This window comes from Micromonospora sediminimaris, from assembly GCF_016863575.1.
Taxonomy (GTDB): Bacteria; Actinomycetota; Actinomycetes; order Mycobacteriales; family Micromonosporaceae; genus Micromonospora; species Micromonospora sediminimaris.
In genome coordinates this window covers 152,911-178,985 of record NZ_BOPD01000006.1, presented here as the reverse complement: position 1 = coordinate 178,985, position 26,075 = coordinate 152,911, and the positions used below count along the sequence as shown (strand labels likewise).

Genomic DNA, 26,075 nt, shown 5'->3' with positions numbered 1-26,075 from the left:
GGCGGAAGCCGGTACCCGAGGTGTACCCGTCTTCCCCTTCCGTGTCCGCCGGACACTTCGAGGGAAGGACCCCCTTGGTGAGTACCGCATTCGGGCAGAGCACCGTGCTCGGCTATCCACGCATCGGCGTCAACCGTGAGCTGAAGAAGGCTGTCGAGGCGTACTGGGCCGGCACCATCGACGCCGAGGCGCTGGCCAACACCGCTGCCGGTCTCCGAGCGCAGGTGTGGCGGACGCTGCGCGATGCCCGTCTCGACGCGATCCCGTCGAACACCTTCTCCTACTACGACCAGATGCTCGACACGGCCGTCGCCGTCGGCGCGGTCCCGAACCGGTTCGCCCGGCTGGGCCTGTCCGCGCTGGACACCTACTTCGCCATGGCCCGCGGCGTCGACGCCGAGCCGGCGCTGGAGCTGACGAAGTGGTTCGACACCAACTACCACTACCTGGTGCCGGAGATCGCCCCGGACACCGTCTTCACGGCCAACCCGGCGAAGGCGCTGGACGAGTACGCCGAGGCTCGCGACCTGGGTGTCACCACCCGACCGGTGTTCGTCGGCCCGGCCACGTTCCTGCTGCTGGCCAAGGGAGACGATCCGTTCGCCCGGCTCGACGACCTGGTCCGGACGTACGCCCGGATTCTCGCCGCCCTGGCGGACGCGGGTGTCGACTGGGTGCAACTGGACGAACCCGCCTACGCCGCCGACCGCAGCCCCGCCGAGATCGATGCCCTCCGTCGCGCCTACACCCGACTCGGTGAACTCGCACACCGACCGCAGATCTTCGTGGCGACCTACTTCGGTGACCTCGGGGATGCGCTTCCGGCCCTGCTGGACACCCCGGTCGAAGCCGTCGGCGTGGACCTGGTCGCCGGACCGGGCAACCTGCACCGGCTCGCCGCCGCCGGCCCGCTGGGCGGCAGGACCATCGTCGCCGGCCTGGTCGACGGCCGCAACATCTGGCGTACCGACCTGCGGGCCGCCGTGACGGCCGGCGCGACGGTCGCCGGGCTCGCCGATCACGTCGCCGTCTCCTCGTCCTGCTCGCTGCTGCACGTGCCGGTCGACGTGTCCGCGGAGACGCACCTCGACCCCCGGTTGTCCGCGCGGTTGGCGTTCGCCCGGCAGAAGGTCGACGAGATCGTCGTGCTCGGCCGTGCGCTGCGCGACGGCACCACCGCGCTACCGGCGCCACTGCCGCCCACCCCGGCGGCCTGGCGTCACGACGACGTGCGCGGCCGCCTGGCCGCGTTGCGTCCCACCGACCGGCAGCGCGGTGAATACCGCAACCGGGCCGCCCGCCAGCAGGAACGACTGGGCCTGCCGGAGCTGCCGACCACCACGATCGGGTCGTTTCCGCAGACCGCCGAACTGCGCAGGGCCCGCGCCGCGCACCGGGCCGGCAGCCTTGACGACGCCGGCTACGTGGCGCGGATGCGCGCGGAGGTGGCGCAGGTCATCCGGTTGCAGGAACAGCTGGGTCTGGACGTGCTCGTGCACGGGGAACCGGAACGCAACGACATGGTGCAGTACTTCGGCGAGCAGCTCGACGGTTTCGCCGCCACGCAGCACGGCTGGGTGCAGTCGTACGGCTCCCGCTGCGTACGCCCACCGATCATCTACGGTGACGTGTCCCGCAAGGCACCGATGACCGTCGAGTGGTCCACCTACGCGCAGTCGCTCACCAGCAAACCGGTCAAGGGCATGCTCACCGGCCCGGTCACCATCCTGGCCTGGTCGTTCGTCCGTACCGACCAGCCCCTCGCGGACACCGCCGACCAGGTCGCGCTGGCGCTGCGCGACGAGTGCCGCGACCTGGAGTCCGCCGGCATCCGGGTCATCCAGGTCGACGAACCGGCACTACGCGAGACGCTGCCGCTGCGCAAGGCCGACCAGAAGGCGTACCTGGACTGGGCCGTCGGAGCGTTTCGGCTGGCCACCGGCGGTGTCGCCGACGACACCCAGATCCACACCCACCTGTGCTACTCGGAGTTCGGCGAGGTGATCCACGCCATCGACGCCCTCGACGCCGACGTCACAAGCATCGAGGCATCGCGGTCCAAGATGGAGGTGCTCGACGATCTGGCCGCGATCGGCTACGGCCGGGGTGTCGGACCCGGGGTGTGGGACATCCATTCCCCCCGGGTGCCGCCGCGCGACGAGGTGATCGAGGCACTGCGCCGGGCGGTCGCGGCCGTGCCGGCCCGCCGGTTGTGGGTCAATCCGGACTGCGGCCTCAAGACGCGCGGCTATCCGGAGGTCGAGGCGTCCCTGCGGCACCTGGTCGACGCCGCCGCCGAGGTACGCGGGAGCTGACCGCACCGAGCCGGGCGGTAAACGATCACAAGTGACCGCCCGGCTCGTGGTCGGCAAGCCAGTCGCTCAAGGTGCTGCCCGGCTCCATCACCTGCTCGGCCTGACCACCGCTGGCGGTGGCGTTCGTGCTGTTGGTTTCTTACGATTGGCCATCGTCCCATTCAGGGAGATGGATGCCATGGGTGACCGGATCTTGGCAGGCAGGACCGTCGTGATCACCGGGGCCAGCGCGGGTATCGGCGCCGAGGCTGCCCGTCGGTTGGCGTGCCTGGGCGCGTCCGTGGTGGTGGTGGGCCGGTCGCCCGAGAAGACCGCAGCCGTCGCGCGCCAGGTGGGCGGCGAGCCGCTGGTGGCCGACTTCACCCGGCTGTCGGACGTACGCCGGCTCGCCGACACCCTCCTGGTTCGCTACCCCTGTATCGACGTGCTGGCCAACAATGCCGGCGTCGTGCTGACCAGGCGGAGCCGTACCGAGGACGGTCATGATGTGATGTTCCAGGTCAACTACCTGGCCCCGTTTCTGCTCACCAATCTCCTGTTGGACCGGTTGACCACCGCCGGGCGGGCGCGCGTCATCACCACCTCCAGCAATGGCCACCGGTTCGGCAGCATCGATCTCGACGATCTCGAAGGTGCCGGCAAACGGTCCGAGCTGCTGCGGTACGGGATGACGAAGCTGCAGAACATCCTGTTCACCCGCGAGTTGGCCCGGCGTACCCGGGGCAGCGGGCTGACCGCGATGGCGTTCCACCCGGGGGTGATCGCCGCCACCGACATCAACCGGGAAGCCCCGCTGGTCGCGGCGCTGGTCCGGTACCGGCTGCTGGGTGGTCTGTCCACTCTCGCCGAGGGCGCCGAGCCGCTGGTTCACCTGGCCACGATGCCTGATCCGGAGGCGGTGAACGGCGGCTACTTCCACCGCCTCCGACCGAACGGGCCGGTCCACCGGCAGGCCACGGACGACAAGTTGGCCACCCGCCTGTGGGAGCGAACGACCGAGCTGCTCGGTACGCCGGTGTGACGAACCGCCCTCGATCTCAGCATCGTCAACGAACTGGATGTCGTCGAGCAGGATCCGGCTACCGCGGACAGGTACGGCGAGTACTTCCGCTCGCTGTTCGCTGCCTGGGCTCCGATCGCTTCCCCCGGGGTCAGCGGCGAGGCGCGGCGACTCCTCGGTGTCGCTGCGCCTCAGTCGGGCTGACTCTCCAGGTGGGCACGGACGCGATCGGAGATGCTGGCGAGCATGTCGAGTTCTTCCTGACTGAGTGCGTCGATGAACAGCCGGCGGACATGTTCGACATGCAGGGGTGACGCGTCCTCGATCGCCTTGCAGCCGGCTGGGGTGGCCGCGATGAACGCTCCGCGTCCGTCGTCGGGGCATTCCTCCTTGGCCACCAGTCCGCGCTCGGCCATTCGCCGTACTTGGTGTGACATGCGGCTTTTTTCCCACTCCACCTGCTTTGCCAGATCCGTCAGGCGCATCCGTCCGCCGCTGGTCTCGGTGAGTTTGACCAACACGATGTAGTCGGCGGCGGACATGCCGGAGTCGGCCTGGATTCGGCGGGCGAGCCGTCCGATGAGCTTCTCCTGCATGCGAATGAAACTGTCCCAGGCGACCTGCTGTTGCGAGGTGAGCCAGCGGGGCGTTGGGTCCATGCGGGGAGCGTAACGACAACGTCGACGGCATGTGGCTGCCGGACTTCCTGCGCGGATTCGATCAAGGATGGGCGAGCCCGGGGGGCTGGTTGACGCATCAACTATCGGTGGCTAGTCTGGGTGACACATCAACCAACCGGGGTGGGGCGTCGTGCGCGTGGCCGCGTACCCGGCTCATGACGGGCATCGGGTTTCGATGCGCAGCACGGCGAGCTGGAGGACACATGGTAGTGAATGTGAGCGATGCCCCCGAGGCCAATCGGTACGAGGCTCGGGTCGAGGGAGAATCGACGGTCGCGGGTTTCGCGCAGTACATCCGCACTGCGGAACTCGTGGCGTTCGTGCACACCGAGGTCTCGCCGGCGTACGAGGGCAGGGGAGTGGGCGCGGCGCTGGCCCGCGCCGGCCTCGACGCGGCCCGTGCCGCGAATCTGCTGGTCCTGCCCACCTGTCCGTTCTTCGCGGGCTGGATCGCCCGGCACCCCGAGTATCAGGACCTGGTGTACCAGTCCCGCAGCAGGGTCAGCGACTGAACAGCCGGGTAGGGCAGCGACGGAGGTCGGAATGAGCAGCGAAACGGCGACGAAGGCGTACGAGGGCCGGTCGATCACCGTGACCTTCGAGGCCCGACGTTGCCTGCACGCCGCCGAGTGCGTACGCGGCCTGCCGGCGGTCTTCGACCCGGGTCAGCGCCCGTGGATCCGGCCCGACGGCGCCGAGGCTGAGCGCCTGGCCGAGGTGGTGCGGCGGTGTCCCTCCGGAGCGTTGCGGTACGAATTCGCAGACGGTGGTGCGGAGGCCCCGGACCGGCCGACGCAGATCAGGCGCGACGCCACCGGACAGTTGATCGTGCGCGGTGAGTTGAGAGTGGACACGCCCCAGGGCGTGCGCGCGGAGACCAGGGCGGTCCTGTGCGGGTGCGGGCGGAGCCAACGGCAGCCGTACTGCGATCACGGCGGGCCCTGCGGGCAGAGCCGGATGGGCTGACTCGACACCCGCGCTCAGATTCCGAAGCCGCCGGTGCCGGCGAGGCCGGTGCCGCCGGCTCGCCGTGGTTTCTCGTGCTGCTGAAGCCGGTACTGCCAATTCCCGGCGAACCGGTGCCACCACACCTCGAATCCGTCTTCCCCGAGCAACTCCACGGCCTTCGCCACGGCATCGGGCTCCCACCGGAACGCGGTGATCCCCTTCTGCCGACTGATGGCCGAGATGAGCTCTTCGGCGGTCGACCCGCCCGAGGTGGCCGCGTGCACAAGAGCGATGTCGCCCCTGCGTACGTACCTCCAGAGCGGCTTGCCGATGATCGCCGCGATGGCTCTCTCCCGTGTCGCGATCGGGGCATACACCTCGTCGACCAATCGCGAGGCGGCCTCCCGCACCGGCGCGTAGGCGTTGTCGGCGGCGTCGAGTGCCGCGCGGTGCCGGGACCGGGCACGCTCGGCGGCGGCCTTGCGTCGGAACCACGGCGGGTGATCCCGGGCCGCGTGCCGGTCGCGCTCGGCGGCCTGAATCGCGGTCAGGTAGCTCTCCGCCGCGACCCGCCACTGCGCGGCCGTCGCCGGGTCGAGGTCCACCGACACGAACTGCCAGTCCCGCTCGGCGGGGCGTAGGTCGAACCGGTCGGCCAGATCGCGGTCGATGAAATAGCGGTGCCGGGACTCGTCATCGACCCACACCACGGTCAACACCGCGACCGGCTCGTCGTCCCAGCGGATAGCCGTCTTCCTGCCCTCCCGGTGGACGATCATGTCGCCGCGTGGCAGCGGAAGCCGGAAACGGTAGAGGATGACCCGGGTCGTCGCCATCGTCTCATTGTGCGCCGCGTCAGCCACGAACGAGCGTCGACGCGGGGCCCCTCCGCGTCGACGGCGCACCGTTGCGTCCACCCTGACGCGGCACTGAGGCCGCCGTGAGGCCGGCACGGATCGTGGGTTACCTGCCGCGTCGCCCCGTCGGGGCGTAATCGTCTCGCGGCAGGTACGAAGTGGAGTGCACGATGCGTACTCGATCCAGGCTCGCCCGGCTCGCGGGTGCCGCGGGCCTGCTGCTGGCCAGCACGGCCGTGGCCGTCGCCACCGGCGCGGGGCCGGCGCAGGCGACAGTGGTGAACGTCAGCGTGGCGGGCGCCTTCCCCAATCAGTCCGCCGTGGCCACCTGTCCGGCCGGCGAGTTTCTCGCCGGTGGCGGCGGCTCGGTGGACGGTGGTGGCGGCGACGTCACGTTGACCGACATCATTCCGAACCTGGCCACCCAGTCGGTGACGGTCTGGGCGCACACCAACCCGGGCGGTGTGGCGGGGGCGTACACCCTCGTGGCGCAGGCGATCTGCGTGCCGGGCGCGCCCCCGGCCAACTACCAGCGCGTCACCTCGGCGAGTGGCAGCAACGTCGACCCGATCAAGAACCAGGTGGCCGCCTGCCCGGCCGGCACCGACCTGCTCGGGCTCGGCGCGGAGCTGCGCACCGCCAACGGGGAAGCGTTCTACCAGCGGATCGAGCCGAACGCGGCGCTCACCGCCGGGGTGGTCACCGCAGGCGCGGCCGGCGGGTTCGCCGGGCCGTGGGAACTCGTCGGGTACGCCATCTGCGCCACCCTGCCGGCGAACCTCACCGGCACGCTGGTCAGCCTGACCGGGGCGGCCAACAGCGTCAGCCCCAAGGGTCAGGTGTCCGCGGGTTGCCCGGCCGGCGCGCTCGCCACCGGCGTCGGCGCCACGGTCGCCGCCACCGCCACCGGAAACGTCCTGCTCACCCGGTCGATGGCGAACGTCGCCCAGAACAACGCCCAGGCGATCGCCGTCGAGGACGGGGTCTACCTGCCCCCGTGGGACCTGGAGAGCCACGTCATCTGCTGGGGCCCGTAGCAGCTCGTGGGCCCGTACCGTCAGCGGGCGCAGCGCCTGGTCACGTCGGTCGGCGTGACCAGGCGCGGGCGCTTTCCGGAGCCTGCCGTGCGCCACCATGACGCCACCGTGACGGGCCCCGCCGATGATTCCGGGCAGCGCCGCGCGAACCGTTCGCGGCAGCGTCAGCAGGAAAGGACAGTGGTCATGAGCAGGGGCACGACACTCGGCACAAGCAATCGGTCGCGGTGCGCTGTCGCGGCGGCCGCAGCGGTCGTCGCGGTCGCCGCGACCCTCGTCCTACCCGGGGCGGCGCACGCCGCGTACCGGCATCGGGCGGAGAGCGGCTATGACACCACGTCGCCCAAGAGCGTGACCGCGACGTGCGGGGCGGACGAGGTGCTGATCGGCGCCGGTGGCCGGATCAGGAACGGCAACGGGGGAGTCCGCCTGGCCGCGATCGTGCCGGGCGCGACCTCGGTCGAGGTACGCGGCGAGGCGTACCCGGACCACGCGGAACCGTGGTCGGTGATCGCCGCCGCCATCTGCGAGTCCGACGACGGCACGGCGCGGGTCGTCGAGGTATCCCCGGCCGGTTCGCAAACCGCGAGTTGCCCCGCCGACCTGGTGCTCAGCGGCACCGGGTTTGACCTGCCCGCCGGGGTGCCGCTGGCCGGACTGGTCCCCGACGCCGACGGCGCGAGCGTGACCGTTCGCACGGCCTTCCACCGGATCGGCGCCAGCCCGGTCGCCTACGCGGTCTGTGTGGAAGGCAGCCGTGCCTCGTGGGAGGACAGCGGAGTGTTTCGCTACAAGCGGTTCGCCACGACCAGCCCGGTCGGTACGTCCTCGCCGCGGACCGTGACCGTGCAGCGCGAGTGGGAGTGGGAATTCCCGTCCATGTCCGGTGTCGGCGGTGAGATCACCGTGCTGCCCAGCCTCTCCAACCCGTTCCCGGCCCCCGCATCCGACATCTTCATCGACGCGATGATGCCCAACGACGACGGGACCCGGGTGACCGTCGCGGCGGTCCAGCGGGCCGGCACCGATACGGGCCGGTCCGTCCGCGGCGGCACACCTGCCGGGCCGTCGGCCGCGGACGACGAGCTGCGAACGGTTCCCCGGTACCTGACCGATGATCCGAAGTGGATGGTCACGGGGTACAGCACCGACCACGACATCTACTGAGCGCCGAATGCCGTGCCGGCGCTGCCCGAACCTTCACCGTGGTCGGGGCACGACCGTCGCCGACGGCCGTACCCCGACCCGTGGCGTCAGGATGATCTCGTCCGGCGGCCGTACTCCGATCGCGCGCATCGCCGCGCGGTAGCGGGTGAACGCCCGCCGTGCCTCGCCGTGCTGTCCGCCCGCCACGAGGGTGCGCACCAGCATCCGGTGGGCCGGCTCGTCGTACGGATCCTTCTCCAGCAGGCGGAGCAGGCAGTCCACGGCGGCGTCGCTGTTTCCCGCCGACCGGTGCGCGTCGGCCAGCATCCGCAGCGCCGCGACGTACGCGGCCCGCGCCTGCTCGCGCAGCGCCGAGGCCCAGTCGGCGTACGGCTCGTCGGAGAACACGTCCGCCCGGTAGTCCCGCACGGCCGCCGTGAGGATGGTGCGTGCTTCCGCCTGGGCACCCCGATCGAGCAACCGACGACCGTGGGTCACCGCACCGAGGAACTCCATCACGTCGACCCGCAGGTGGGTGACGTCCAGCGCGACGCTTGCCGCGTCGGTCACCAGGTAGTGGTCCGAGGCGAAGACCCGGTCCGGGTCGAGCACCCCGCGCACGATCGACAGCAACACCGACAGTCGGTGCCCGGTCCTGCTCGGATCGTCGTCAGGCCAGAGCAGTTCGCACAGCTCGCCCCGGGGCACCGGCCGGCCCCGGCGCACCACCAGGATCCGCAGCAGGTCCCGCGCCCGCCGCGACTGCCAGGCCGACGGCGGCACCGCAGCCCCGGCCACCCGTACCTCGAACCGGCCGAGGGCGCGGACCAGGACGCCGACGCGACCCACGCCATTTGACGGTTGGCCGTCGGCTGGCTGGTCCGGCGGCGTCTCCTCCTGGTCGATCGAGCCGCCCCCGGCGGCGAGGCGCTCGGTGGCCAGCAGCGCGGCGAACCGATCGTCGGCCGTGGCGCCCGGCAGCCGGCTCAACGCCAGCGCGGTACGGGCCGCGTCGCCGACCGCCGATGCGTCGGCCCAGATCGCGTACGCCTCGCGCAGGGCGGCGCGGGCCCGACCCGGGTCGATCTCCGCGACGGCCCGCAGCTCCAGCGCCCGGGCCAGGCCGGCCCGCAACCCACCGGACCGGGCCAGGTCTAGCGCCTCGCCGGCCAACCGTGCGGTGTGCGCGGCGTAGCCGCCGGCCAGCGCCACCCAGCCCTGCGCGAGCAGTGCCGGAACCCGAAGGTCGTCACTGGCCAGCCGGGTTGCCTCGGCGGCGTGCCGGGCCGCCGCCGCCGTGTCGTCGGGCAGTAGCACCCGGGCCAGCCCGGCGTGCGCCCGCACCGCCAGCTTCCGGCTGTCACTGTCATCGGCCAACCGGACCGCTTCGACGAACGCGGCCCGGGCCTGTTCCCGCCAGCCGCGCATCAGATACAGCTCGGCCAGACCCAGGTACGTGTCGGCGCAGCGGCGCGAGCCCATCCGCTGATGGCAGGCGAGCACCTGGGCGTACCGCGCCGCCGCGTCGTCGTACCGGCCGAGCATCGCCAGCATGTCGGCCTCGGTCCCGGCGGCCATCGCGTACAGGTTGGCGTGGCCGGCAGCCTCGGCGTGCCCGGCCGCCTGTTGGGCGGCGGCCAGCGCTGCCGGATAGCGGGCCTGCTCGACGAGGTGGTAGCTCTGGTTGACCAGGATCCGGGCCAGCAGCACCAGGTCGCCGGTGCGTTCGGCGATGCCCAGCGCCAGCCGGTAGTGCTCCTCGCCGCCGACCTGGTCACCGGTGAGTCCGAGGCAGAGGGCGAGGCTGACGTGTGCGGTGGCCAGCGCACTGTCCCGGCCGGTCTCGGCCGCGCGGCGGTAGGCCCGCCAGGCGTGTTCCACCCCGGCCGCCGCGTCACCGCTGCGAGCGGTGGCCGCCGCCGTCCACGCCAGCAGCATCGCCTGATCGGTGGGGCAACCCGGGGCCTCGTCGCCCCGGGCGAAGTCGGCCAGGGCCCGGGGCTGGTCGCCGCGCAGGTAGTGGATCAAGCCCATCCGCCAGGCGATGCCCGGCTCCCACCTCGGCTCGGCTGCCGCCACCTCCTGATACGCGCGGGCCGCCGCGGCCACGTCGCCAGCGGTACGCAACGCGTCGCCGGCGAGCAGCCGTAGCCTGCGGGTGCGCAGCGGCGCCGGCAGGGTGGTGACCAGTTCGGCTATCGCGCCGGGCCGGCCGGCCGCGATCATCCGGTCGCCGTGCTCGTCGAGCACCGCGGCCAGCGCCGCATCGTCGCCGCCGAGCCGGAAGGTGAATGCGGCGGCGCGGGCCGGGCCATGGTCGCGGTACCAGGTCGCCGCCCGCAGCAGCGTCCCGCGCGTCACCGGCGGCCGGTCGTGGCCGGCGACTGCGGCGATCACCGGTACCACCCGGGGCCCGGTGTCGGGATCGGTGCCGACCCTGGTCAGTAGCCCGGTGCGCAGCAGTCGGCCGAGCTGCGGCCCGGCCGCCGGGTGTCCGGTGACCGCGCAGACGCCCGCCGTCACCGGCGCGAGGTCGGCCACCTCGTGCAGCAGCCGCCGGACGTCCTCCGGCAGCGGGCCGAGCACCTCCTCGGCCAGGTAACGCGTCACCAGACCGCCGGGCTCGGTCACCGCCGGCAGGAGCGGCCCGGCGGGTACGCCCTCGGCGACCAGGGTCTCGGCGACCAGCCGGACCAGCGCGGGCCACCCTGCGGTGATCTCGTGCACGCGCTGCGCCAGGGCGGGGGCGGTCAGCCCGTACTCGGTGTGCAGCACCTCGTCGACCTGATCGGTGGTCAGGCTCAGCTCGGCCGGGCGGAGCTGCGCGGGCACCATCCGGGTCAACCACGACGACGCGGCACAGCCCACCGGCCATCGCGACGACAGGGCCAGCCGTACGCCGTCCGGCAGGCCGGCGATCGCGTGCAGCAAAGCCTGCTCGGTCCGTTCCGACATGGCGGGCAGTCCGTCGAGGACGAGCTGCGTCGCGCCGGTGGCCAGCTCCGCCAGCTCGCCGCGGAGCAACGCATCGACGTCGCACTCCCGTTGCCACCGGACGGTCGGGCCGGGGAACAGCCGGCGCAGCGCGGTGGTCTTGCCGTAGCCGGCGGCTGCCACCACCAGCCACAGCTTGCCGCGCTGCTGTTCCAGCATGGCGGCAGCTTGTCCCGCCGGGTGCGCCTCGGCAAGGCGATTCCCGCTATCCCGACAGCAACACCGTCCAAAGGGCCCACGCCGTCGCGGTGTCATCGACATGCCCCGGGAGGATCGTCGGTGGCGTCCTCCGTTTCGATCGCGAGGTCACAGTGCCGTTTCGTTGACCGGAGCGACCCGGCCGGCTGGGTCCGGCGGTAGCTGCGACAGCAGACCGGACGACATCAGATCCGCGACTGCCTCGACGTGGTCCAGGATGAAGAAGTGTCCACCTGGGAACACGTGTTGCGCGAAGGCGCCATGGGTGACCTCGGCCCACGCCATGGCTGAACCTACCGGCACCGCCGGATCCTCCGCGCCGTTGAGCACGGTCACCGGGCAGTGGAGCAGCCGACCCCGGTGGTACCGGTACGCGGACAGGACACGGTAGTCGGCCCGGATCACCTCTAACGCGAGCGCGCGCATCGCCGCGTCGTCGAAGATCCGGCGGTCCGTGCCACCGAGGGCGCAGATGTGCTCGATCAACTGTGTGTCGTCCAGCAGGTGCTGTCCGCCCTTGGGCGGCGCCGACGGGTCACCCCGCCCCGACAGGTAGAGCGCCACAGGTTCTCGCCCTTCCGCCGCCAGGATGCGGGCGGTCTCCAGGGCGACGAGGGAACCCAGGCTGTGACCGAGAAGCACGACCGGACCGTCGACACAGGCCAGGATCGCCGCCGCCGTGTTCGCCGCAAGCTCGCCGATCGAGCGGGCGTAAGGCTCCTGGATCCGGTGCGCCCGCCCCGGATACTGGACGACCATCGTCGCCAGCCACGACGGGTACGCCCGGACGAGCTTGAGGTAGGCGGCGGCTGATCCGCCCGCGTGCGGGCAGATGACCAGGCTCGCCCGGGGATCCGCGGCAGCGGGTGTCATCTTGACCAGCCACGGTGACGCGGGCCGGCCGAGGTGTGGTTGCAAGATTCTTTCACCGTTGGTCGAGGAGAGAGCCGGTCGTCGGCCGAGGTGTCCGCCTGCCCGGTCAGTCCCTGAAGACTGCTGCTTGGCATTCAAGCTCCTGGGATGTCTTTCGGCACATCCGCTGGCAACGATCGACGATTCGCAGTGCATCGGCAGTGTAGGCGATCCGGTGTGGATCTGTCTCTCCGCATCGACTGTGTCACGCCGGGTGTGCGGGGTTGCCGGCGGTGCGGCGGTCGGGCGGGAAGTCACCGCCGGATGCCAGCATGATCGTCGGTTCAGCTCGTGGTGGCGATCAGCACGAGGATGCTGGCGAGGATCTCGATGAGGCCGACGTGTTTCGGGGTGAGCCGGCGTCGGGGTAGGACGGCGGCGCGGACGAGGAGAAGCAGGAACACGCCGAGCAGGGGGAGACTCAGCCAGGCGGCCAGGACGACCGCGGCGATGTGATAGCCGACCGAGGCTCGGTGGTAGGTGGTGTTGCCGCGTTCGCGGATCATCGTCTTGACGTACAGCACGGTGCCGGTGAAGTAGGCGGCGACGGCGAGGAACGCGGTGACGACCGTGTCGAGAGGCTGACCGGCGGCGGTGGCGACGACGAAGACCATGAGGCAGCTCTGCGCGACGGAGGCGATGTCGTTGCCGAGGGCACGTTCGGCCCGCCGTCGCGCGTGCACGACGTTGACGGCCAGCAGGGCGGTGTAGGCGGGGGCGTACCAGAGCAGTTCCGGGCGGAGCAGCAGGACGAGGCCGCCCAGCAGTGCGGTCGGGATGCCGTAGGTCCACAGCTGGGCGCGTACCCGGCCGGGCCGGCGCGTCTTGACGGCTTGCAGCAGGTAGTAGCTGAGCAGGTAGCCGGTGAGCCAGGCACCGAGCAGGGGCAGGTGCGGCCAGTGAAGTCCGACGGTGAGGACCGCGGCGAGCCACGGTACGAGCAGCATCGCCCAGGCACCGTGCTGAGGCGGAACGAACTGTCGGAGCCTGCGGGGCCGCGGCCGGACGGCGGTGGACCTGGCGGTGCGGCGTACGGGAGTGGTCATGGGCCTGGTCACCGCACCTCGATCACGCCGCGGGCGCCGCGTTCGGCGTCGACCATGGCATGGGTGACGAAGGGAAACCGTCCCGGTTCGGGCAGGACGGTCTCGACGAAGCCGCCGGCGGCGGGCGCGAGGTCCAGCACCTGGGCCGCCCCGGGGTCGTCCGGCCGCAGTCGCCAGCCGCCCTCGGCGTAGACGGTGTCGAACTGGGCGCCGACGACGTGGAAGGCGCTGGAGCGGTTCGGGCCGGCGTTGAGCAGCCAGATGCGGATCCGGTCGCCGGCCCCGGCGGTCAACGGCCGGTGCGCGTACTGGGAGACGTAGCCGTTGAAGACCACCGCGTCCGGTCGTTCGGCCTGCATCTTGGCCAGGTCGCCGGGTTCGCTGTCGGGGCCGAGATGGAACTCGGACTGCACGAGCACGTATTCGTGGTCGACGGCGGGCAGGTCGGGTGGGTCGATGATGACCGCGCCGTACATGCCGTTGCCGATGTGGTGCAGCATCGGCATCGTCGAGCAGTGGTACATCCAGATGCCGGCCTTGGTGGCGGTGAACCGGTAGGTGAGCCGCTCGCCAGGGTCGATCGGCCGCATGGGTCGGTCGGGGGCGAGGGCACCGGCGTGGAAGTCGACGCCGTGGTCGATGGTGCCGTCGTTGATGAGGGTGACGTCGAAGGTGTCGCCGACGCGACCGCGCAGCACCGGCCCGGGCGACGTTCCGTTGAACGTCCACAGTTGCTGCCGGACGCCGGGTGCGACCTCCCGCACGACCTCCCGCACGCGCAGTTCGACGTGGTGGATCCGGCCGGTCGGGACGGGCGGGGCGGTGGCGTCGTGGGCGGTGAAGCCGGCCGTGGGCTCCGCCATCGCGTCGATGACCGGTGCGGGAGCCGGCTCCGTGGTCGGTGCGGCGTGCCCGGTGTGGCTGTCGGTCCCGGTCGATGTCGCCGTGGTGGTGATGGTCAGGGTCATGCCGGCCCGGCGGTGCCCGGGCAGCGAGCACCATCCCTCGACGGTGGCGCCGATGATGCCGGCATCCAGGCGGGTGGTGCCGTTGCGGGCGAGGATGGCGGTCTTGGCGCCGGTCGCCAGGACGAGATCGTGGCGGCGTTGGTCGTTGTTGGTCAGTTCGATGACCAGCCGGTCCCCGGCGGGAACGGTGATGCGGTCGGGTTGGAAACGCATGCCGTCGGCGGTGACGGCCACGGTGGTGGTCCGCCCGGTGGGGGTCACGCCGGCCGCCGCAGCGGTGTTGGTGGCTGGTGCGGTGGCGCGTTCGGCGGCCACGCCGACCAGGACGGCCAGCAGGACCAGAGCGAGCCCGACCGCCACGCCGCCGAGCGGGCGCGCCGGTGGGGGTGTGGCGACAGGTGGTGTCACGGTTGTCTCCGGGAGGCGAGCAAAACGTGCACAGCGGGCACGAGGAACTGCAGCAGGGCGGCGAGCAGGAGCAGCGAGGTGGTGATCCGTACGTAGGGGGGTACCGCCAGGACGAAGACGGCCAGGGCGGCGTTGGTCGTGGCGACGCGCTGCGGCCAGTGACGGTCGAGCCGTTCGGTGCGCTCGCGTACCAGGGCCGGTCCGCCACCGAGCGCCACGGGCAGCAGGTACGCCAGGGCACCGAGGATTACCTGGCCGACGAAGCCGATGAGGAACGGCACGAGCACGGCGGAAAAGCGGTCCGCCGCCACGGCCGGGTCGGACGCGGACAGCAGTGTCCAGGCGTCGACGCCGAGCGCGACGACCAGCCAACCGGCGGCGGCCGTGATGGACCAACTCGGGAATGAGGCCGGGGTCTTGCGCCGGGCGGCCTGTGCGGCCGGCACCGCGGTGAGCAGGACGGCCGTGGCGGTCAGCGCCAGCCCACCGACGGCCAGCAGCGGCCACCAGGCCAACACGCCGGTGCTGACAGCCGTGAGTCCGGCGACCGCGACCGGCAACCCTCGCCGGGCCGCGGTGGCGGCACCGTCGGCCATGCGGGTACGCAGCACTGTCGGCCACAGGGTGAGCAGGGTGCCCAGCACGGTCAACGTTACCCAGCCCAGCAGGTTGACGTGCGCGTGGAACAACAGCAGTCGCGACCGGCTGACGTCGTCGACGACGAGCATCCAGGCGCCGACCGGGATCCCGACCAGCAGGGCGCCGGTGGCGGCCAGGTAGTGGTGCACCGTGACGGCGAAGCGGGCGGGCAGCGCCGCGCGCAGCCGCGCGACCAGCCACACCAGGTGTGCCGCGACCGCGGCGAACACCATGCCGGCGCCGACGACGCCGATCCACGGCTGGTCGACGACACCGCTGGCGAGCACCCCGGCCACGCCGAGGTTGAGCACGGTGAGCCGGATGCCGTCGCCGTGGCGGCTGGCCGGTGGTGGGCAGCGCAGCACGGCGCTGGTGAAGTGGGCGCTCCAGATCACGATGGCGTTGGTGGCGACACCGAGCAGCAGCAGGTGCATGCCGAGCCACCGCCAGGCCGGCAGGACCGGGTGGGTGAGCGCGACGGCGACGAGTGCGACCAGGTACGCCAGGGGCAGCATGCCGACGCGGCGGTGCCAGGTCGCGCGGCCGGTGGGGCCGCTGCCGCTGGGCGGAGCCTGATCGCCGGCCACGATGGTGCTCACGACACACCCGCCGGGATGCGGTGCCGGACCGGCGTCGGCGTCGGCGTCGGAGACAACCTTCCGTGTCGTAGTGACAGGGTGACGGCGCAGCCGGCGAAGCCGAGCACGGCGGCCACGTTGGCGACTCCGGCCCAGCGCCACACCTGCGCCATGCCGGCGGCGTCGCCGAGGCCGACGCGTACCAGCAGCGAGGCGTGCAGCACGGCGAGGGGCGGATAGAGCACCCGGTGGTACGGCAGGGGCCGGCGCAGCACCGCGGGCAGGATCACCGGCGCGTGTACGAAGATCATGGACATGACGAAGCCGAGGAAGACCGCGTGCAGCGTGGCGTCGTACCGGGGGCCGTCGGTCGCCGGTCCGGCACCGGCCCACAGCACGCCGGCCAGGGCCAGCCACCCGTAACCGGACAGCAGACCCACGGCGACGTAACGGGGGAGGGCCCGCGCCCGGACGGTGTGGCGGGCGACGTCGAAGACGGCGAGCCAGGCCGTGACGGCGAGGACGCCCGCACCCAGCAGATGGGGGCCGGTCATCGGCCACAGCGTGGTCGCCGTGGCGCCGGCCAGTAGGGCGGCCAGCGCGGTGAGGAACCACCGCTCGGCGTACGGGTGGTGCAGTGCGGCGTGCGCCAGCTCAAGGCGTTCGCCGGCGATGGTGGCCACGACGAAGGTGGCCAGCCACGGCACGGTCTCGGCGACCGGGTAGCCGGCCAGCCACAGCAGTGTGGCCGCGTACCAGGCGAACGCGCCGGTGGTCTGGGCGAGCAGAGCGGCGCTGGGTTGGCGGCGCCACAGCGCCCGGTAGATCCCGAGCAGGACCACCGACGCGGACATGAGCAGCGCCTTGCCGGCCAGGCTCGGTCCGGTGGCGACCAGCGCGAGACCGCCGAGCCCGGAACAGGTGGGGGCGAGCAGCGCCCAGCGCGCGCCGAGTGCGACCGCGCGTTCCAGCGCGATCAGCGTGCCGACGAAACCGAGGACCATCAGCGGTCCATGCACCTGGTCCACCGCGACCGGCGGGGTGGGAACCGGCGTGCCGAGCAGCTGCAGGCCCGCGTACAGGCCGGACAGCAGCGCGACGGCGGCGGTGGCGAGGGCGGGTAGCCGCCACCGGACGGGCATCGAGGCGGGGAGGCTCACGACCGTTACCCGGCCGTTCGCCTCGTCGTGGGCAGTCTCACGACGCATGCCGCGGGGGCGCCGAAGGGTTCCAGCACCACCGGTGTGTCCGGCGCGTCGTCGTGCCGCAGGGCTCCCCGGACGACGCCGAGGTGCAGGCCGCACATCGCGTCGGGGTTCTGGCCCACCAGTTCCAGGAACGGGCAGGTCAGCAGGTGCACTTCCGTTCCGGCACCGTCGTCGGTGGTGGGCTGGCGTCGCGGGCTGAAACCCAGGCCGTTCAGGACCGCCAGGACGGTGTCCACCGGGTCGTCGCCAGGCGGTGCCGCGGCGGCCAACTGTCGGCCCCAGTCCTGGCCCACCTGGGCTGCGGTGGCCTTGACGTCGCCGCCGCTGCGGGACAGGTGTCCCAGCAGGGCAGCCGCCAGGTCCCGGTAGGTGGCCGGGGCGGGATCGGCCGCCGCCGCCCGGTACCGCCACGCCGGACGACCCGGCAGGCCGCCGCTGGCGCGGGCCTTGACCAGAAGCCCGGCCTTGGTGAGCCGGTCCAGGTGGGCGCGGGTGGTGGACAGGTGCTGCCCGGTGCGGGCGGCCACCTCGGCGGCGGTGACACCGCCCTCGGCGGCCCGTACCAGCCGCAGGATCGACACCCGGCTGGTCGAACCCAGAGCACGGTGACGAGGAGTGTCGATCGTCTCCCCGCTGGGGCCTTTACGCGGAGTTTCCACGATGCATAACGTTACAACGTCAAACGACGTAGAAACCCTCGGAGGGTCTCATGTCACAGCTGGATCGTGTCGCCGACGAGCGGGCCGCGCGTGCGGTGGTCCGTCACCACAGCGAGCTGTCCGCAGCGCTGACCAACCACGTGACGCGCCTGGTCGATGCCGTCGATGCCGGTGTCACCGAGCAGGTGTGGTTGCGCCGCGACGAGTTGGTGGCCTGGTTGCACGGCGAGCTGCTGCCGCACGCGTACGCCGAGGAGGCGGGCCTGTATCCGGCCGCTGCCGAGCTACCGGCGGGTGAGCTGCTGGTGCAGGGGATGCTCGGCGAGCATCGCGCCATCACGGCGCTGGTCACCGAGCTGACGGCGACCGCCTCCCCGACGACGGCGGCGGCGACGGCCCGCGCGTTGCAGGCGGTGTTTGCCACTCACCTGGCCAAGGAGAACGACCTGGTCGTGCCGCTGCTGGTTGACGCCGAAGCGGTGTCGCTGGCCGAGCTGCTCGACGGCATGCACGACATCGTCGGCGCCGAGACCGGCTCCTCGGCGGGTGGCTGCGGCGGCGGTCGTGGCGGCTGCGGCTGCGGCGGCGATGCCGCCAGCGCGGAGGTGGATGCTCCGCTGCTGAGCATCGATCCCCGGCTCGACGTGCGGGATCTGCCTCACGGGGAGCGCCACGCCCGAGTTCTCGCCGCCATCGACGCCCTGCCCGCCGATGCGGCGCTGGTTCTGGTCGCCCCGCACGCGCCCCGGCCCCTGCTGACCGAGATCGAGTCCCACTTCGCCGGGCAGGTGACCGCCGAGTGGTTGCAGGACGGTCCGGACGTCTGGCAGATCCGCCTGCACCGGTTGTCCGTCGCGGCCTGAGCGTGTCGACGGCCGACGTCGGGGTGGGGCACTGTACCGCCCCGGCACGGGCCCAACGGCCCTACTCTCCCGAGTTTCTACCGGGGCAAGCTGGATGTATCACCACATCACCGTCAGGAGATCGATCATGTGCAACTACTGCGGTTGCCGGGAGTTTCCGCTGATCGGTCAACTGAGCGCCGAGCACGAGGCGATCGCAAACGCTGCGGGGCGACTCCGGACGGCGATCACCTCCGGTGGGACTGACGCCGTCGCCCTCCTCGACGAGCTGCTCGCACTGCTGATGCCGCACACCGACATCGAGGAGCGCGGTCTGTTCGTCGAGCTGCGCGCCGAGGGCAGTCTCACCGAAGCCGTGGACCGGTTGTGCGACGAGCACGACGACATCCACGGCGTTCTCGGTGCCCTCGACCGCAAGGCACCGGACTGGCCGACGGTGCTGGCCGCCCTGGACCGGCTGCGTCGGCACATCGACAACGAGGAGCACGGCCTGTTTCCGGCCGCGGTCATCGCCCTGCCGATTCCGGCGTGGGACCGCGTCACAGGCAGGTAGCCGAGCGGTGGAAGACGACATGGTCGGATTGGTGACGCCGCCCACCACCAAGCTGCGACCGTCGAAGGTGGACGATTCTCGCCACTCGCCGTGCGTCGGTGCGGCGAATCCGGTCGACCCTGCCGCATCGGGACCTTTGGCCCGGGCGGCGGACGCCGACATCACGATGTGATGGGCCGCGGTCCAGGTTCGGGGTTGCGGCGAGGCAGCAGAGGCACGAACGTGGGATCAAGGTCACGACCGAGGGAATGAGGCGCATGGCGGGCACTGGGGAGCATGCGAGCCGGGCACTGTTGGCAGTCGGAGGGCTGGTCCGCCGGGCGGAGGTGTCGCCGGACGGCCGAGCCCTGTATCAGATCGGCGGTCGTGAAGCGGACGCGTTCTACCGCGACCGCTGGTCGTACGACAAGGTGGTGCGCTCCACCCACGGCGTCAACTGCACCGGCTCGTGTTCCTGGAAGGTGTACGTCAAGGACGGCATCATCACCTGGGAGCAACAGCAGGTCGACTATCCCAGCGTGGGGCCGGACCGGCCGGAGTACGAGCCGCGTGGCTGCCCGCGCGGCGCCGCGTTCTCCTGGTACACGTACTCGCCGACCCGGGTGCGTTATCCGTACGCGCGCGGTGTGCTGGTGGAGATGTACCGCGAGGCCAAGCAGCGGCTCGGTGACCCGGTCGCGGCGTGGGCCGACATCCAGGGTGACCCCGAGCGGCGCCGCCGGTACCAGCGGGCCCGCGGCAAGGGCGGCCTGGTCCGGGTCACCTGGGACGAGGCCCAGGAGATGATCGCCGCCGCGCACGTGCACACGATCAAGCGGTACGGCCCGGACCGGGTCGCCGGTTTCTCGCCGATCCCGGCCATGTCGATGGTGTCCCACGCGACCGGCGCGCGGTTCCTGTCGCTGCTCGGCGGTTCCATGCTGTCGTTCTACGACTGGTACGCCGACCTGCCGGTCGCCTCGCCGCAGGTGTTCGGCGACCAGACCGACGTGCCCGAGTCCGGCGACTGGTGGGACGCCTCCTACTTCGTCATGTGGGGCTCCAACGTCCCGGTCACCCGTACGCCGGACGCCCACTGGATGGCCGAGGCCCGCTACCGCGGCCAGAAGGTGATCGTGGTCAGCCCGGACTTCGCCGACAACGTCAAGTTCGCCGACGAGTGGATGCCCGCCCAGCCGGGCACCGACGGCGCGCTGGCCATGGCGATGGGCCACGTGATGCTCAAGGAGTTCTTCGTCGACCGGCGCACCCCCCGCTTCGTCGACTACGTCCGCACCTTCACCGACCTGCCGTTCCTCATCACGCTCGAACAGGCCGCCGACGGGTCGTACCGGCCGGGGAAGTTCCTCACCTCGGCCGACCTCGGCGGGCAGGGCACGGAGGACGCGTTCAAGCCGGTGCTGTGGGACTCGGTGACCGACGAGGTCGCGGTGCCGCGCGGCTCGCTGGGGCACCGCTGGCAGGAGCAGGCCGGCCAGTGGAATCTCGACCTGGGTGACCTGCAACCTGCGTTGACCTGCCTGGGGGCGGGCGACGCGGTGGAGGTGGCGCTGCCGCGCTTCGACACCGACACGCCACAGGTGCTGCGTCGCGGCGTGCCCACCCGCACGGTGGCGGGCAAGCTCGTCACAAGCGTCTACGACCTCCTGCTGGCGCAGTACGGGGTGGCCCGTGACGGTCTGCCGGGGCAGTGGCCGGCCGGCTACGACGACGCCGAGGTGCCGTACACCCCGGCGTGGCAGGAGCCGATCACCGGTGTGCCGGCGGCGCAGGTGGCCCGGGTGGCGCGGGAGTTCGCCGACAACGCCGAGCGTTCCGGCGGCCGGTCGATGATCCTGCTCGGTGCGGGCACGAACCACTGGTTCCACTCGGACACCACCTACCGGGCGATCCTCGCGCTGGTGACGCTCACCGGCTGCCAGGGGGTGAACGGTGGTGGTTGGGCGCACTACGTGGGGCAGGAGAAGTGCCGCCCGGTGACCGGCTGGGCCAACCTGGCGTTCGGGCTGGACTGGGTGCGCCCGCCGCGGCAGATGATCGGTACCGCCTTCTGGTACGTCCACACCGACCAGTGGCGTTACGACACCTACTCCGCCGACACGGTGTCCTCGCCGACCGGCACCGGCCTGTTCGACGGCAAGCACACGATGGACCTGTTGGCCCAGTCGGCGCGGCTGGGTTGGATGCCGTCGATGCCGACGTTCGACCGCAGCCCGCTCGACCTGGCCGACGAGGCGTTGGCCGCGCAACCCGACGACCCGGCCGGGTACGTCGCGAGGTCCCTGCACGAGGGGCGGCTCAAGTTCGCCTGCACCGATCCGGACGCGCCGCAGAACTGGCCGCGGGTGCTGACGGTGTGGCGGGCGAACCTGCTCGGCTCCTCGGCGAAGGGCAACGAGTACTTCCTGCGCCACCTGCTCGGCACCGACTCCAACCTGCGCGCCTCCGAGGCCGAGCCGGGCCTGCGGCCGCAGGACGTGGTCTGGCCGGACGAGGCGCCGGAGGGGAAACTGGACCTGCTGCTGAGCCTGGACTTCCGGATGACGTCCACGACGCTCTTCTCCGACGTGGTCCTGCCGGCGGCGACCTGGTACGAGAAGCACGACCTCAACAGCACCGACATGCACCCGTTCGTGCACGCGTTCACCCCGGCGATCAACCCGCCCTGGCAGACCCGTACCGACTTCGACGCCTTCCACGGCATCGCCCGCGCCTTCTCCGCCATGGCCGGTCCCCACCTGGGCGTACGCAAGGACATCGTGGCGGCGCCGCTGCTGCACGACACCCCGGACGCCATGGCCACCCCGCACGGGGTGGTGCGGGACTGGGCCCGTACCGGTGAGATGCCGGTGCCCGGCCGCAGCATGCCGAAGCTCGTGGTCGTCGAACGCGACTACGCCGCCGTCGCCGACAAGCTCGCCGCCCTGGGTCCGCTGCTGGACACGCTCGGCACCACCGGCAAGGGCGTGCACACCGACGTGACACCGGAGATCGAGTACCTGCGTCGCAAGAACGGCACGGTGCGCGGCGGTGTCGCCGACGGTCGTCCGTCGCTGGCCCGGGACGTGCACGCGTGCGAGGCGATCCTCGCGTTGTCCGGCACTACGAACGGCCGGGTGGCCACGGCCGGATTCCACGACGTGGAGAAGCGCACCGGCGTGGTGTTGGCCGACCTGGCCGCCGAGCACGAGGGCAAGCAGATCACCTTTGCCGACACCCAGTCGCGGCCGGTGCCGGTGATCACCAGCCCGGAGTGGTCCGGCAGTGAGCACGGCGGTCGGCGGTACTCGCCGTTCACCATCAACACCGAGCGGCGCAAGCCGTGGCACACGCTCACCGGCCGGCAGCACTTCTTCCTCGACCACGACTGGATGCACGAGGCCGGTGAGTCCCTGCCGATCTTCCGGCCGCCGCTGGACATGCACCGGCTGTTCGGCGAGCCGCGGCTCGGCCCGCACGGCGAACTGGAGATCACCCTGCGGTACCTGACCCCGCACTCGAAGTGGTCCATCCACTCCGAGTACCAAGACAACCTGCTCATGCTGACGCTGTCGCGGGGCGGTCCGACGATGTGGATGAGCGAGGCCGACGCGGCGAAGATCGGCGTACGCGACAACGACTGGATCGAGGCGGTCAACCGCAACGGTGTGGTCGTCTGCCGCGCCGTGGTGACGCACAAGATGCCCGAGGGCACGGTGTACATGTACCACGCCCAGGAGCGGGTCATCGACGTGCCGAAGACCGAGCGGACCGGTCGCCGCGGGGGCATTCACAACTCGCTGACCCGACTGCTTGTCAAACCCACCCACCTGATCGGCGGGTACGCCCAGCTGTCGTTCGCGTTCAACTACCTCGGTCCCACCGGCAACCAGCGCGACGAGGTCACCGTGATCCGCCGCCGTTCCCAGGAGGTGCAGTACTGATGCGGGTGATGGCGCAGATGGCGATGGTGATGAACCTCGACAAGTGCATCGGCTGCCACACCTGCTCGGTGACGTGCAAGCAGGCGTGGACGAACCGGTCGGGGGTGGAGTACGTCTGGTTCAACAACGTCGAGTCCCGGCCCGGGCAGGGCTATCCGCGTACCTACGAGGATCAGCAGCAGTGGCAGGGCGGGTGGGTGCGGACCCGCTCCGGGCGGCTCAAGCCCCGATCCGGCGGCCGGGTGAAGAAGCTGTTCAGCATCTTCGCCAACCCGAAGCTGCCGTCGATGCAGGACTACTACGAGCCCTGGACCTACGACTACGAGCACCTGCTGACCGCGCCGGCCGGCGGCGACATCCCGGTGGCCCGACCGAAGTCGCTGTTGACCGGCGCGGACACGAAGATCAGGTGGAGTGCGAACTGGGACGACTCCCTCGCGGGCGGCAACGAGATCGCCGCAGGTGACCCGGTGCTGCGGCAGGTGTCCGACCGGGTCCGCGAAGAGTACGAGAACGCCTTCCTGTTCTTCCTGCCGCGCATCTGCGAGCACTGCCTCAACCCGTCCTGCGCCGCGTCCTGCCCGTCCGGGGCGATCTACAAACGCAGCGAGGACGGCATCGTCCTGGTCGACCAGGACCGGTGCCGGGGCTGGCGGATGTGCGTCACCGGCTGCCCCTACAAGAAGGTGTACTTCAACCACCGCACCGGCAAGGCGGAGAAGTGCACGTTCTGCTTCCCGCGTATCGAGATCGGCCAGCCCACCATCTGCTCCGAGACGTGCGTGGGGCGGCTGCGCTACCTCGGCCTGATGCTCTACGACGCCGATGCCGTGGCGGCCGCCGCAGCGGTCAAGGACGAACACGACCTGTACGCCGCCCAACGCTCGGTCTTCCTCGACCCGCACGACCCCGCCGTCGTGGCCGCCGCCCGGCAGGCGGACATCCCCGACGACTGGATCGAGGCGGCGCAACGATCCCCGATCTGGGATCTGATCATGCGCTACGAGGTGGCCCTGCCACTGCACCCGGAGTACCGGACCATGCCGATGGTCTGGTACATCCCGCCGCTGTCCCCGGTCGTCGACGTGCTGCGCGACACCGGCCACGACGGCGAGGACATGGGTAACCTGTTCGGCGCCGTCGACGCGCTGCGCATCCCGCTGGAGTACCTGGCCGGGCTGTTCACCGCCGGCGACACCGCCCCGGTGCGGGCGGTGCTCAACCGCCTCGCCGCCATGCGCGCCTACCAGCGCCGGATCAACCTCGGGGAGCCGCGCGACGAGTCCATCGCCGCCGCCGTCGGCATGACCGGTGCGCAGATGGACGACATGTACCGTCTGCTGGCCATCGCCAAGTACGACGAGCGTTACGTCATTCCGGCCGCCCACGCCGAGGACGCGCACCGTCTGGAACAGCTCGGCACCGAGTGCAGCCTCGACTACGAGGGTGGGCCCGGGATGGGTGGCGGTGGCCCGTACGGGCAAGGCCCCTTCGGTGAGTCGTCCGGCACCCCCGCGCCGATCCAGGTCGAGACCTTCCACATGCTGCGGGAACGCCAGACCTCGGACAGCTTCACCGACCCGGGCGACGAACCGCGCCGGGTCAACCTGCTCAACTGGGACGGCAAGGGGCGGCCCGCCGGTCTCTTCCCGCCCCGCCGGGACACGTCGACCGGTGGCGCGGGCATCGACGAGCCCGGTGTGATCGACACCGACGGGAGCGCACGATGACCACCACACCCCTCTGGCGGGCCGCCGCGGCCCGGGCCGCCTCGCTGCTGTTGCGCTATCCCGAAACCGACACCCTCGACGTGCTGCCGACGCTGCTCGCGGCCCTCGACGAACTGCCCGACACCGTGGCCCGGCACCTGCGTCCGGTAGCCGTGCACCGCCGCGACGGTGACCCCACCCGGCTCGCCGCGGAGTATGTGGAACTGTTCGACTTCCGCCGCCGGTGCGCGCTGCACCTGACCTACTACACCTGCGGCGACACCCGCAAGCGCGGTGAGGCCCTGGTGGGATTCACCGCCGCCTACAAGGCTGCGGGCGTGGAGGTGATCGACGGCGAACTGCCCGACTACCTGCCCGCGGTGCTCGATCTGGCCGCCGTCGACGGCGCAGGGTGGCGGCTGCTGCGTGACAACCGGGTCGGCCTGGACCTGCTCACCGAGTCGCTGGCCAGGGAGAAGTCGGTCTACCGGCATGCGGTGGAGGCGGTGCGCGCGGTGCTGCCCGCCGCCGGACCGGCGGAGGTGAGAGCCGCCGCCCAGCTCGCCCGCACGGGCCCGCCCACCGAACAGGTGGGCCTCGAACCGTTCGGACTCGTCGACACCACCGGAGGTCGCCGGTGAACGTCCTGCTGTGGGTGGTCTACCCCTACCTCGCCATCGCGATCATGGTGGGTGGGTTGATCTGGCGTTACCGCTACGACAAGTTCGGCTGGACGACCCGCTCATCGCAGCTGTACGAGTCGGCGGTGCTGCGCTGGGGCAGCCCGATGTTCCACTTCGGCATCCTGATGGTCCTGATCGGGCACGTCGGCGGGCTGCTGGTGCCCAAGTCGTGGACCGAGGCCGTCGGCATCACCGAGCACACCTATCACCTGATGGCCGTGTTCATCGGCACCGTCGCCGGCTTCTGCACGCTGATCGGCATGGCGATCCTCATCGCCCGCCGCCGCCTCACCGGGCCGGTCTTCGCCGCCACCACCAAGAACGACAAGGCGATGTACGCCGTGCTCGCCGCCGTCATCGTGATCGGCCTGTGGTCCACCCTGCGGGCCAACGTGGTCGGCGACGGCTACGACTACCGCGAGACCATCTCGCCCTGGTTCCGGTCGCTGTTCTACCTCAGCCCGGATCCGGAGATCATGGCCGGCGTCCCGGTCGGTTTCCAGATCCACATCGTCTCGGCGTTCGCGCTGTTCGCGTTCTGGCCGTTCACCCGGCTCGTGCACGCCTTCAGCGCACCGGTCGGTTACCTCACCCGCCCCTACGTGCCCTACCGCAGCCGCGACACCCGACCCGGCCTACGGCCGGCGCGTCCCGGATGGGAAGGGCCGCCCACGGCACCGAGCGCGCAGCACAAACCCCGCCGCACCCGCCGCTGACGCGCTCACCGCCGTCGACCGACCTGCTACGAGGT

21 protein-coding genes are annotated in these 26,075 nt (G+C 71.4%); 12 read left to right on the top strand and 9 right to left on the bottom strand.

Annotated elements, in window-relative coordinates:
• Positions 1-77 precede the first annotated feature (77 nt).
• Both metE and Vse01_RS03720 read left to right on the top strand, forming a co-directional pair.
• A complete protein-coding gene (gene metE / locus Vse01_RS03725) occupies positions 78-2,315 on the top strand; it encodes a 5-methyltetrahydropteroyltriglutamate--homocysteine S-methyltransferase (RefSeq protein ID WP_093402544.1) in 2,238 nt (745 codons plus the stop codon).
• A gap of 178 nt (positions 2,316-2,493) precedes the next feature.
• Entirely contained in the window at positions 2,494-3,336 is an 843-nt protein-coding gene (locus Vse01_RS03720; protein ID WP_093402545.1) for an SDR family NAD(P)-dependent oxidoreductase, read from the top strand.
• Positions 3,337-3,506: 170 nt separating this feature from the next.
• On the opposite strand, the gene Vse01_RS03715 is transcribed toward Vse01_RS03720, so the two are convergent.
• The gene (locus tag Vse01_RS03715) at positions 3,507-3,974 is read right to left on the bottom strand and encodes a MarR family winged helix-turn-helix transcriptional regulator (RefSeq protein WP_093402546.1); all 468 of its coding nucleotides are present in this window, start codon (positions 3,972-3,974) and stop codon (positions 3,507-3,509) included.
• A gap of 236 nt (positions 3,975-4,210) precedes the next feature.
• Between Vse01_RS03715 and Vse01_RS03710 the strand changes: the two genes are divergently transcribed.
• Together Vse01_RS03710 and Vse01_RS03705 are read left to right on the top strand one after the other, a co-directional pair.
• Positions 4,211-4,507 (top strand): GNAT family N-acetyltransferase, encoded by a 297-nt coding sequence (locus tag Vse01_RS03710; RefSeq protein ID WP_232511116.1) that lies wholly within the window; start codon positions 4,211-4,213, stop codon positions 4,505-4,507.
• Between the two features lie 31 nt (positions 4,508-4,538).
• Complete coding sequence (locus Vse01_RS03705; protein ID WP_093402548.1) at positions 4,539-4,961, top strand: (4Fe-4S)-binding protein; 423 nt, start codon at positions 4,539-4,541, stop codon at positions 4,959-4,961.
• Positions 4,962-4,975: 14 nt separating this feature from the next.
• On the opposite strand, the gene Vse01_RS03700 is transcribed toward Vse01_RS03705, so the two are convergent.
• The gene (locus tag Vse01_RS03700; RefSeq protein WP_139233098.1) at positions 4,976-5,779 is read right to left on the bottom strand and encodes a hypothetical protein; all 804 of its coding nucleotides are present in this window, start codon (positions 5,777-5,779) and stop codon (positions 4,976-4,978) included.
• A 191-nt stretch (positions 5,780-5,970) separates the two neighbouring features.
• Between Vse01_RS03700 and Vse01_RS03695 the strand changes: the two genes are divergently transcribed.
• Both Vse01_RS03695 and Vse01_RS03690 read left to right on the top strand, forming a co-directional pair.
• Positions 5,971-6,837, top strand: coding sequence for a hypothetical protein (locus Vse01_RS03695; protein ID WP_139233099.1), 867 nt, complete (start codon positions 5,971-5,973; stop codon positions 6,835-6,837).
• 186 nt (positions 6,838-7,023) lie between these two features.
• Positions 7,024-8,004, top strand: a complete 981-nt coding sequence (locus tag Vse01_RS03690; RefSeq protein WP_093402551.1) for a hypothetical protein — start codon at positions 7,024-7,026, stop codon at positions 8,002-8,004.
• A 33-nt stretch (positions 8,005-8,037) separates the two neighbouring features.
• Here Vse01_RS03690 and Vse01_RS03685 read toward each other — a convergent pair whose 3' ends face one another.
• The 7 genes from Vse01_RS03685 to Vse01_RS03655 form a co-directional block, all read right to left on the bottom strand.
• On the bottom strand, positions 8,038-11,136 hold the full coding sequence (locus Vse01_RS03685; protein ID WP_139233100.1) for an AfsR/SARP family transcriptional regulator: 3,099 nt from the start codon (positions 11,134-11,136) through the stop codon (positions 8,038-8,040).
• Positions 11,137-11,283: 147 nt separating this feature from the next.
• Complete coding sequence (locus Vse01_RS03680; protein ID WP_170863348.1) at positions 11,284-12,048, bottom strand: thioesterase II family protein; 765 nt, start codon at positions 12,046-12,048, stop codon at positions 11,284-11,286.
• 323 nt (positions 12,049-12,371) lie between these two features.
• Positions 12,372-13,133, bottom strand: a complete 762-nt coding sequence (locus Vse01_RS03675; protein WP_093402554.1) for a YwiC-like family protein — start codon at positions 13,131-13,133, stop codon at positions 12,372-12,374.
• A gap of 8 nt (positions 13,134-13,141) precedes the next feature.
• Positions 13,142-14,509, bottom strand: a complete 1,368-nt coding sequence (locus tag Vse01_RS03670; protein WP_093402555.1) for a multicopper oxidase domain-containing protein — start codon at positions 14,507-14,509, stop codon at positions 13,142-13,144.
• A complete protein-coding gene (locus Vse01_RS03665) occupies positions 14,506-15,747 on the bottom strand; it encodes a hypothetical protein (protein WP_170863349.1) in 1,242 nt (413 codons plus the stop codon). Before Vse01_RS03665 ends, Vse01_RS03670 begins: the two co-directional genes overlap by 4 nt.
• Positions 15,744-16,886 carry a DUF8744 domain-containing protein gene (locus Vse01_RS03660; RefSeq protein WP_232511117.1) on the bottom strand — a complete coding sequence of 381 codons (1,143 nt, stop codon included), beginning with the start codon at positions 16,884-16,886 and terminating at the stop codon, positions 15,744-15,746. Before Vse01_RS03660 ends, Vse01_RS03665 begins: the two co-directional genes overlap by 4 nt.
• A 5-nt stretch (positions 16,887-16,891) precedes the next feature.
• Positions 16,892-17,593 (bottom strand): helix-turn-helix transcriptional regulator, encoded by a 702-nt coding sequence (locus tag Vse01_RS03655; protein WP_093402556.1) that lies wholly within the window; start codon positions 17,591-17,593, stop codon positions 16,892-16,894.
• Positions 17,594-17,643: 50 nt separating this feature from the next.
• Here Vse01_RS03655 and Vse01_RS03650 point away from each other — a divergent pair, with 50 nt between their 5' ends.
• From Vse01_RS03650 to narI, 6 genes are all read left to right on the top strand, one after another.
• Positions 17,644-18,456, top strand: a complete 813-nt coding sequence (locus Vse01_RS03650) for a DUF2249 domain-containing protein (RefSeq protein WP_093402557.1) — start codon at positions 17,644-17,646, stop codon at positions 18,454-18,456.
• 127 nt (positions 18,457-18,583) lie between these two features.
• A complete protein-coding gene (locus Vse01_RS03645) occupies positions 18,584-19,009 on the top strand; it encodes a hemerythrin domain-containing protein (RefSeq protein ID WP_093402558.1) in 426 nt (141 codons plus the stop codon).
• Positions 19,010-19,266: 257 nt separating this feature from the next.
• Positions 19,267-22,932 (top strand): nitrate reductase subunit alpha, encoded by a 3,666-nt coding sequence (locus Vse01_RS03640; protein WP_093402559.1) that lies wholly within the window; start codon positions 19,267-19,269, stop codon positions 22,930-22,932.
• Complete coding sequence (gene narH, locus Vse01_RS03635; RefSeq protein WP_093402560.1) at positions 22,932-24,662, top strand: nitrate reductase subunit beta; 1,731 nt, start codon at positions 22,932-22,934, stop codon at positions 24,660-24,662. The genes Vse01_RS03640 and narH overlap by 1 nt, the downstream gene beginning before the upstream one ends.
• Positions 24,659-25,282, top strand: a complete 624-nt coding sequence (gene narJ / locus Vse01_RS03630; RefSeq protein WP_093402561.1) for a nitrate reductase molybdenum cofactor assembly chaperone — start codon at positions 24,659-24,661, stop codon at positions 25,280-25,282. The genes narH and narJ overlap by 4 nt, the downstream gene beginning before the upstream one ends.
• A complete protein-coding gene (gene narI / locus Vse01_RS03625) occupies positions 25,279-26,040 on the top strand; it encodes a respiratory nitrate reductase subunit gamma (RefSeq protein WP_093402562.1) in 762 nt (253 codons plus the stop codon). The genes narJ and narI overlap by 4 nt, the downstream gene beginning before the upstream one ends.
• Positions 26,041-26,075 lie beyond the last annotated feature (35 nt).

What these genes read in the sequence shown, in the direction of transcription:
- Vse01_RS03720 (WP_093402545.1), top strand. Translation starts at nt 2,494, where the DNA reads ATGGGTGACCGGATCTTGGCAGGCAGGACCGTCGTGATCACCGGGGCC.
- Vse01_RS03715 (WP_093402546.1), bottom strand. Translation starts at nt 3,974, where the DNA reads ATGGACCCAACGCCCCGCTGGCTCACCTCGCAACAGCAGGTCGCCTGG.
- Vse01_RS03705 (WP_093402548.1), top strand. Translation starts at nt 4,539, where the DNA reads ATGAGCAGCGAAACGGCGACGAAGGCGTACGAGGGCCGGTCGATCACC.
- Vse01_RS03700 (WP_139233098.1), bottom strand. Translation starts at nt 5,779, where the DNA reads ATGGCGACGACCCGGGTCATCCTCTACCGTTTCCGGCTTCCGCTGCCA.
- Vse01_RS03695 (WP_139233099.1), top strand. Translation starts at nt 5,971, where the DNA reads ATGCGTACTCGATCCAGGCTCGCCCGGCTCGCGGGTGCCGCGGGCCTG.
- Vse01_RS03690 (WP_093402551.1), top strand. Translation starts at nt 7,024, where the DNA reads ATGAGCAGGGGCACGACACTCGGCACAAGCAATCGGTCGCGGTGCGCT.
- Vse01_RS03685 (WP_139233100.1), bottom strand. Translation starts at nt 11,136, where the DNA reads ATGCTGGAACAGCAGCGCGGCAAGCTGTGGCTGGTGGTGGCAGCCGCC.
- Vse01_RS03680 (WP_170863348.1), bottom strand. Translation starts at nt 12,048, where the DNA reads ATGACACCCGCTGCCGCGGATCCCCGGGCGAGCCTGGTCATCTGCCCG.
- Vse01_RS03675 (WP_093402554.1), bottom strand. Translation starts at nt 13,133, where the DNA reads ATGACCACTCCCGTACGCCGCACCGCCAGGTCCACCGCCGTCCGGCCG.
- Vse01_RS03650 (WP_093402557.1), top strand. Translation starts at nt 17,644, where the DNA reads ATGTCACAGCTGGATCGTGTCGCCGACGAGCGGGCCGCGCGTGCGGTG.
- Vse01_RS03645 (WP_093402558.1), top strand. Translation starts at nt 18,584, where the DNA reads ATGTGCAACTACTGCGGTTGCCGGGAGTTTCCGCTGATCGGTCAACTG.
- Vse01_RS03640 (WP_093402559.1), top strand. Translation starts at nt 19,267, where the DNA reads ATGGCGGGCACTGGGGAGCATGCGAGCCGGGCACTGTTGGCAGTCGGA.
- narH (WP_093402560.1), top strand. Translation starts at nt 22,932, where the DNA reads ATGCGGGTGATGGCGCAGATGGCGATGGTGATGAACCTCGACAAGTGC.
- narJ (WP_093402561.1), top strand. Translation starts at nt 24,659, where the DNA reads ATGACCACCACACCCCTCTGGCGGGCCGCCGCGGCCCGGGCCGCCTCG.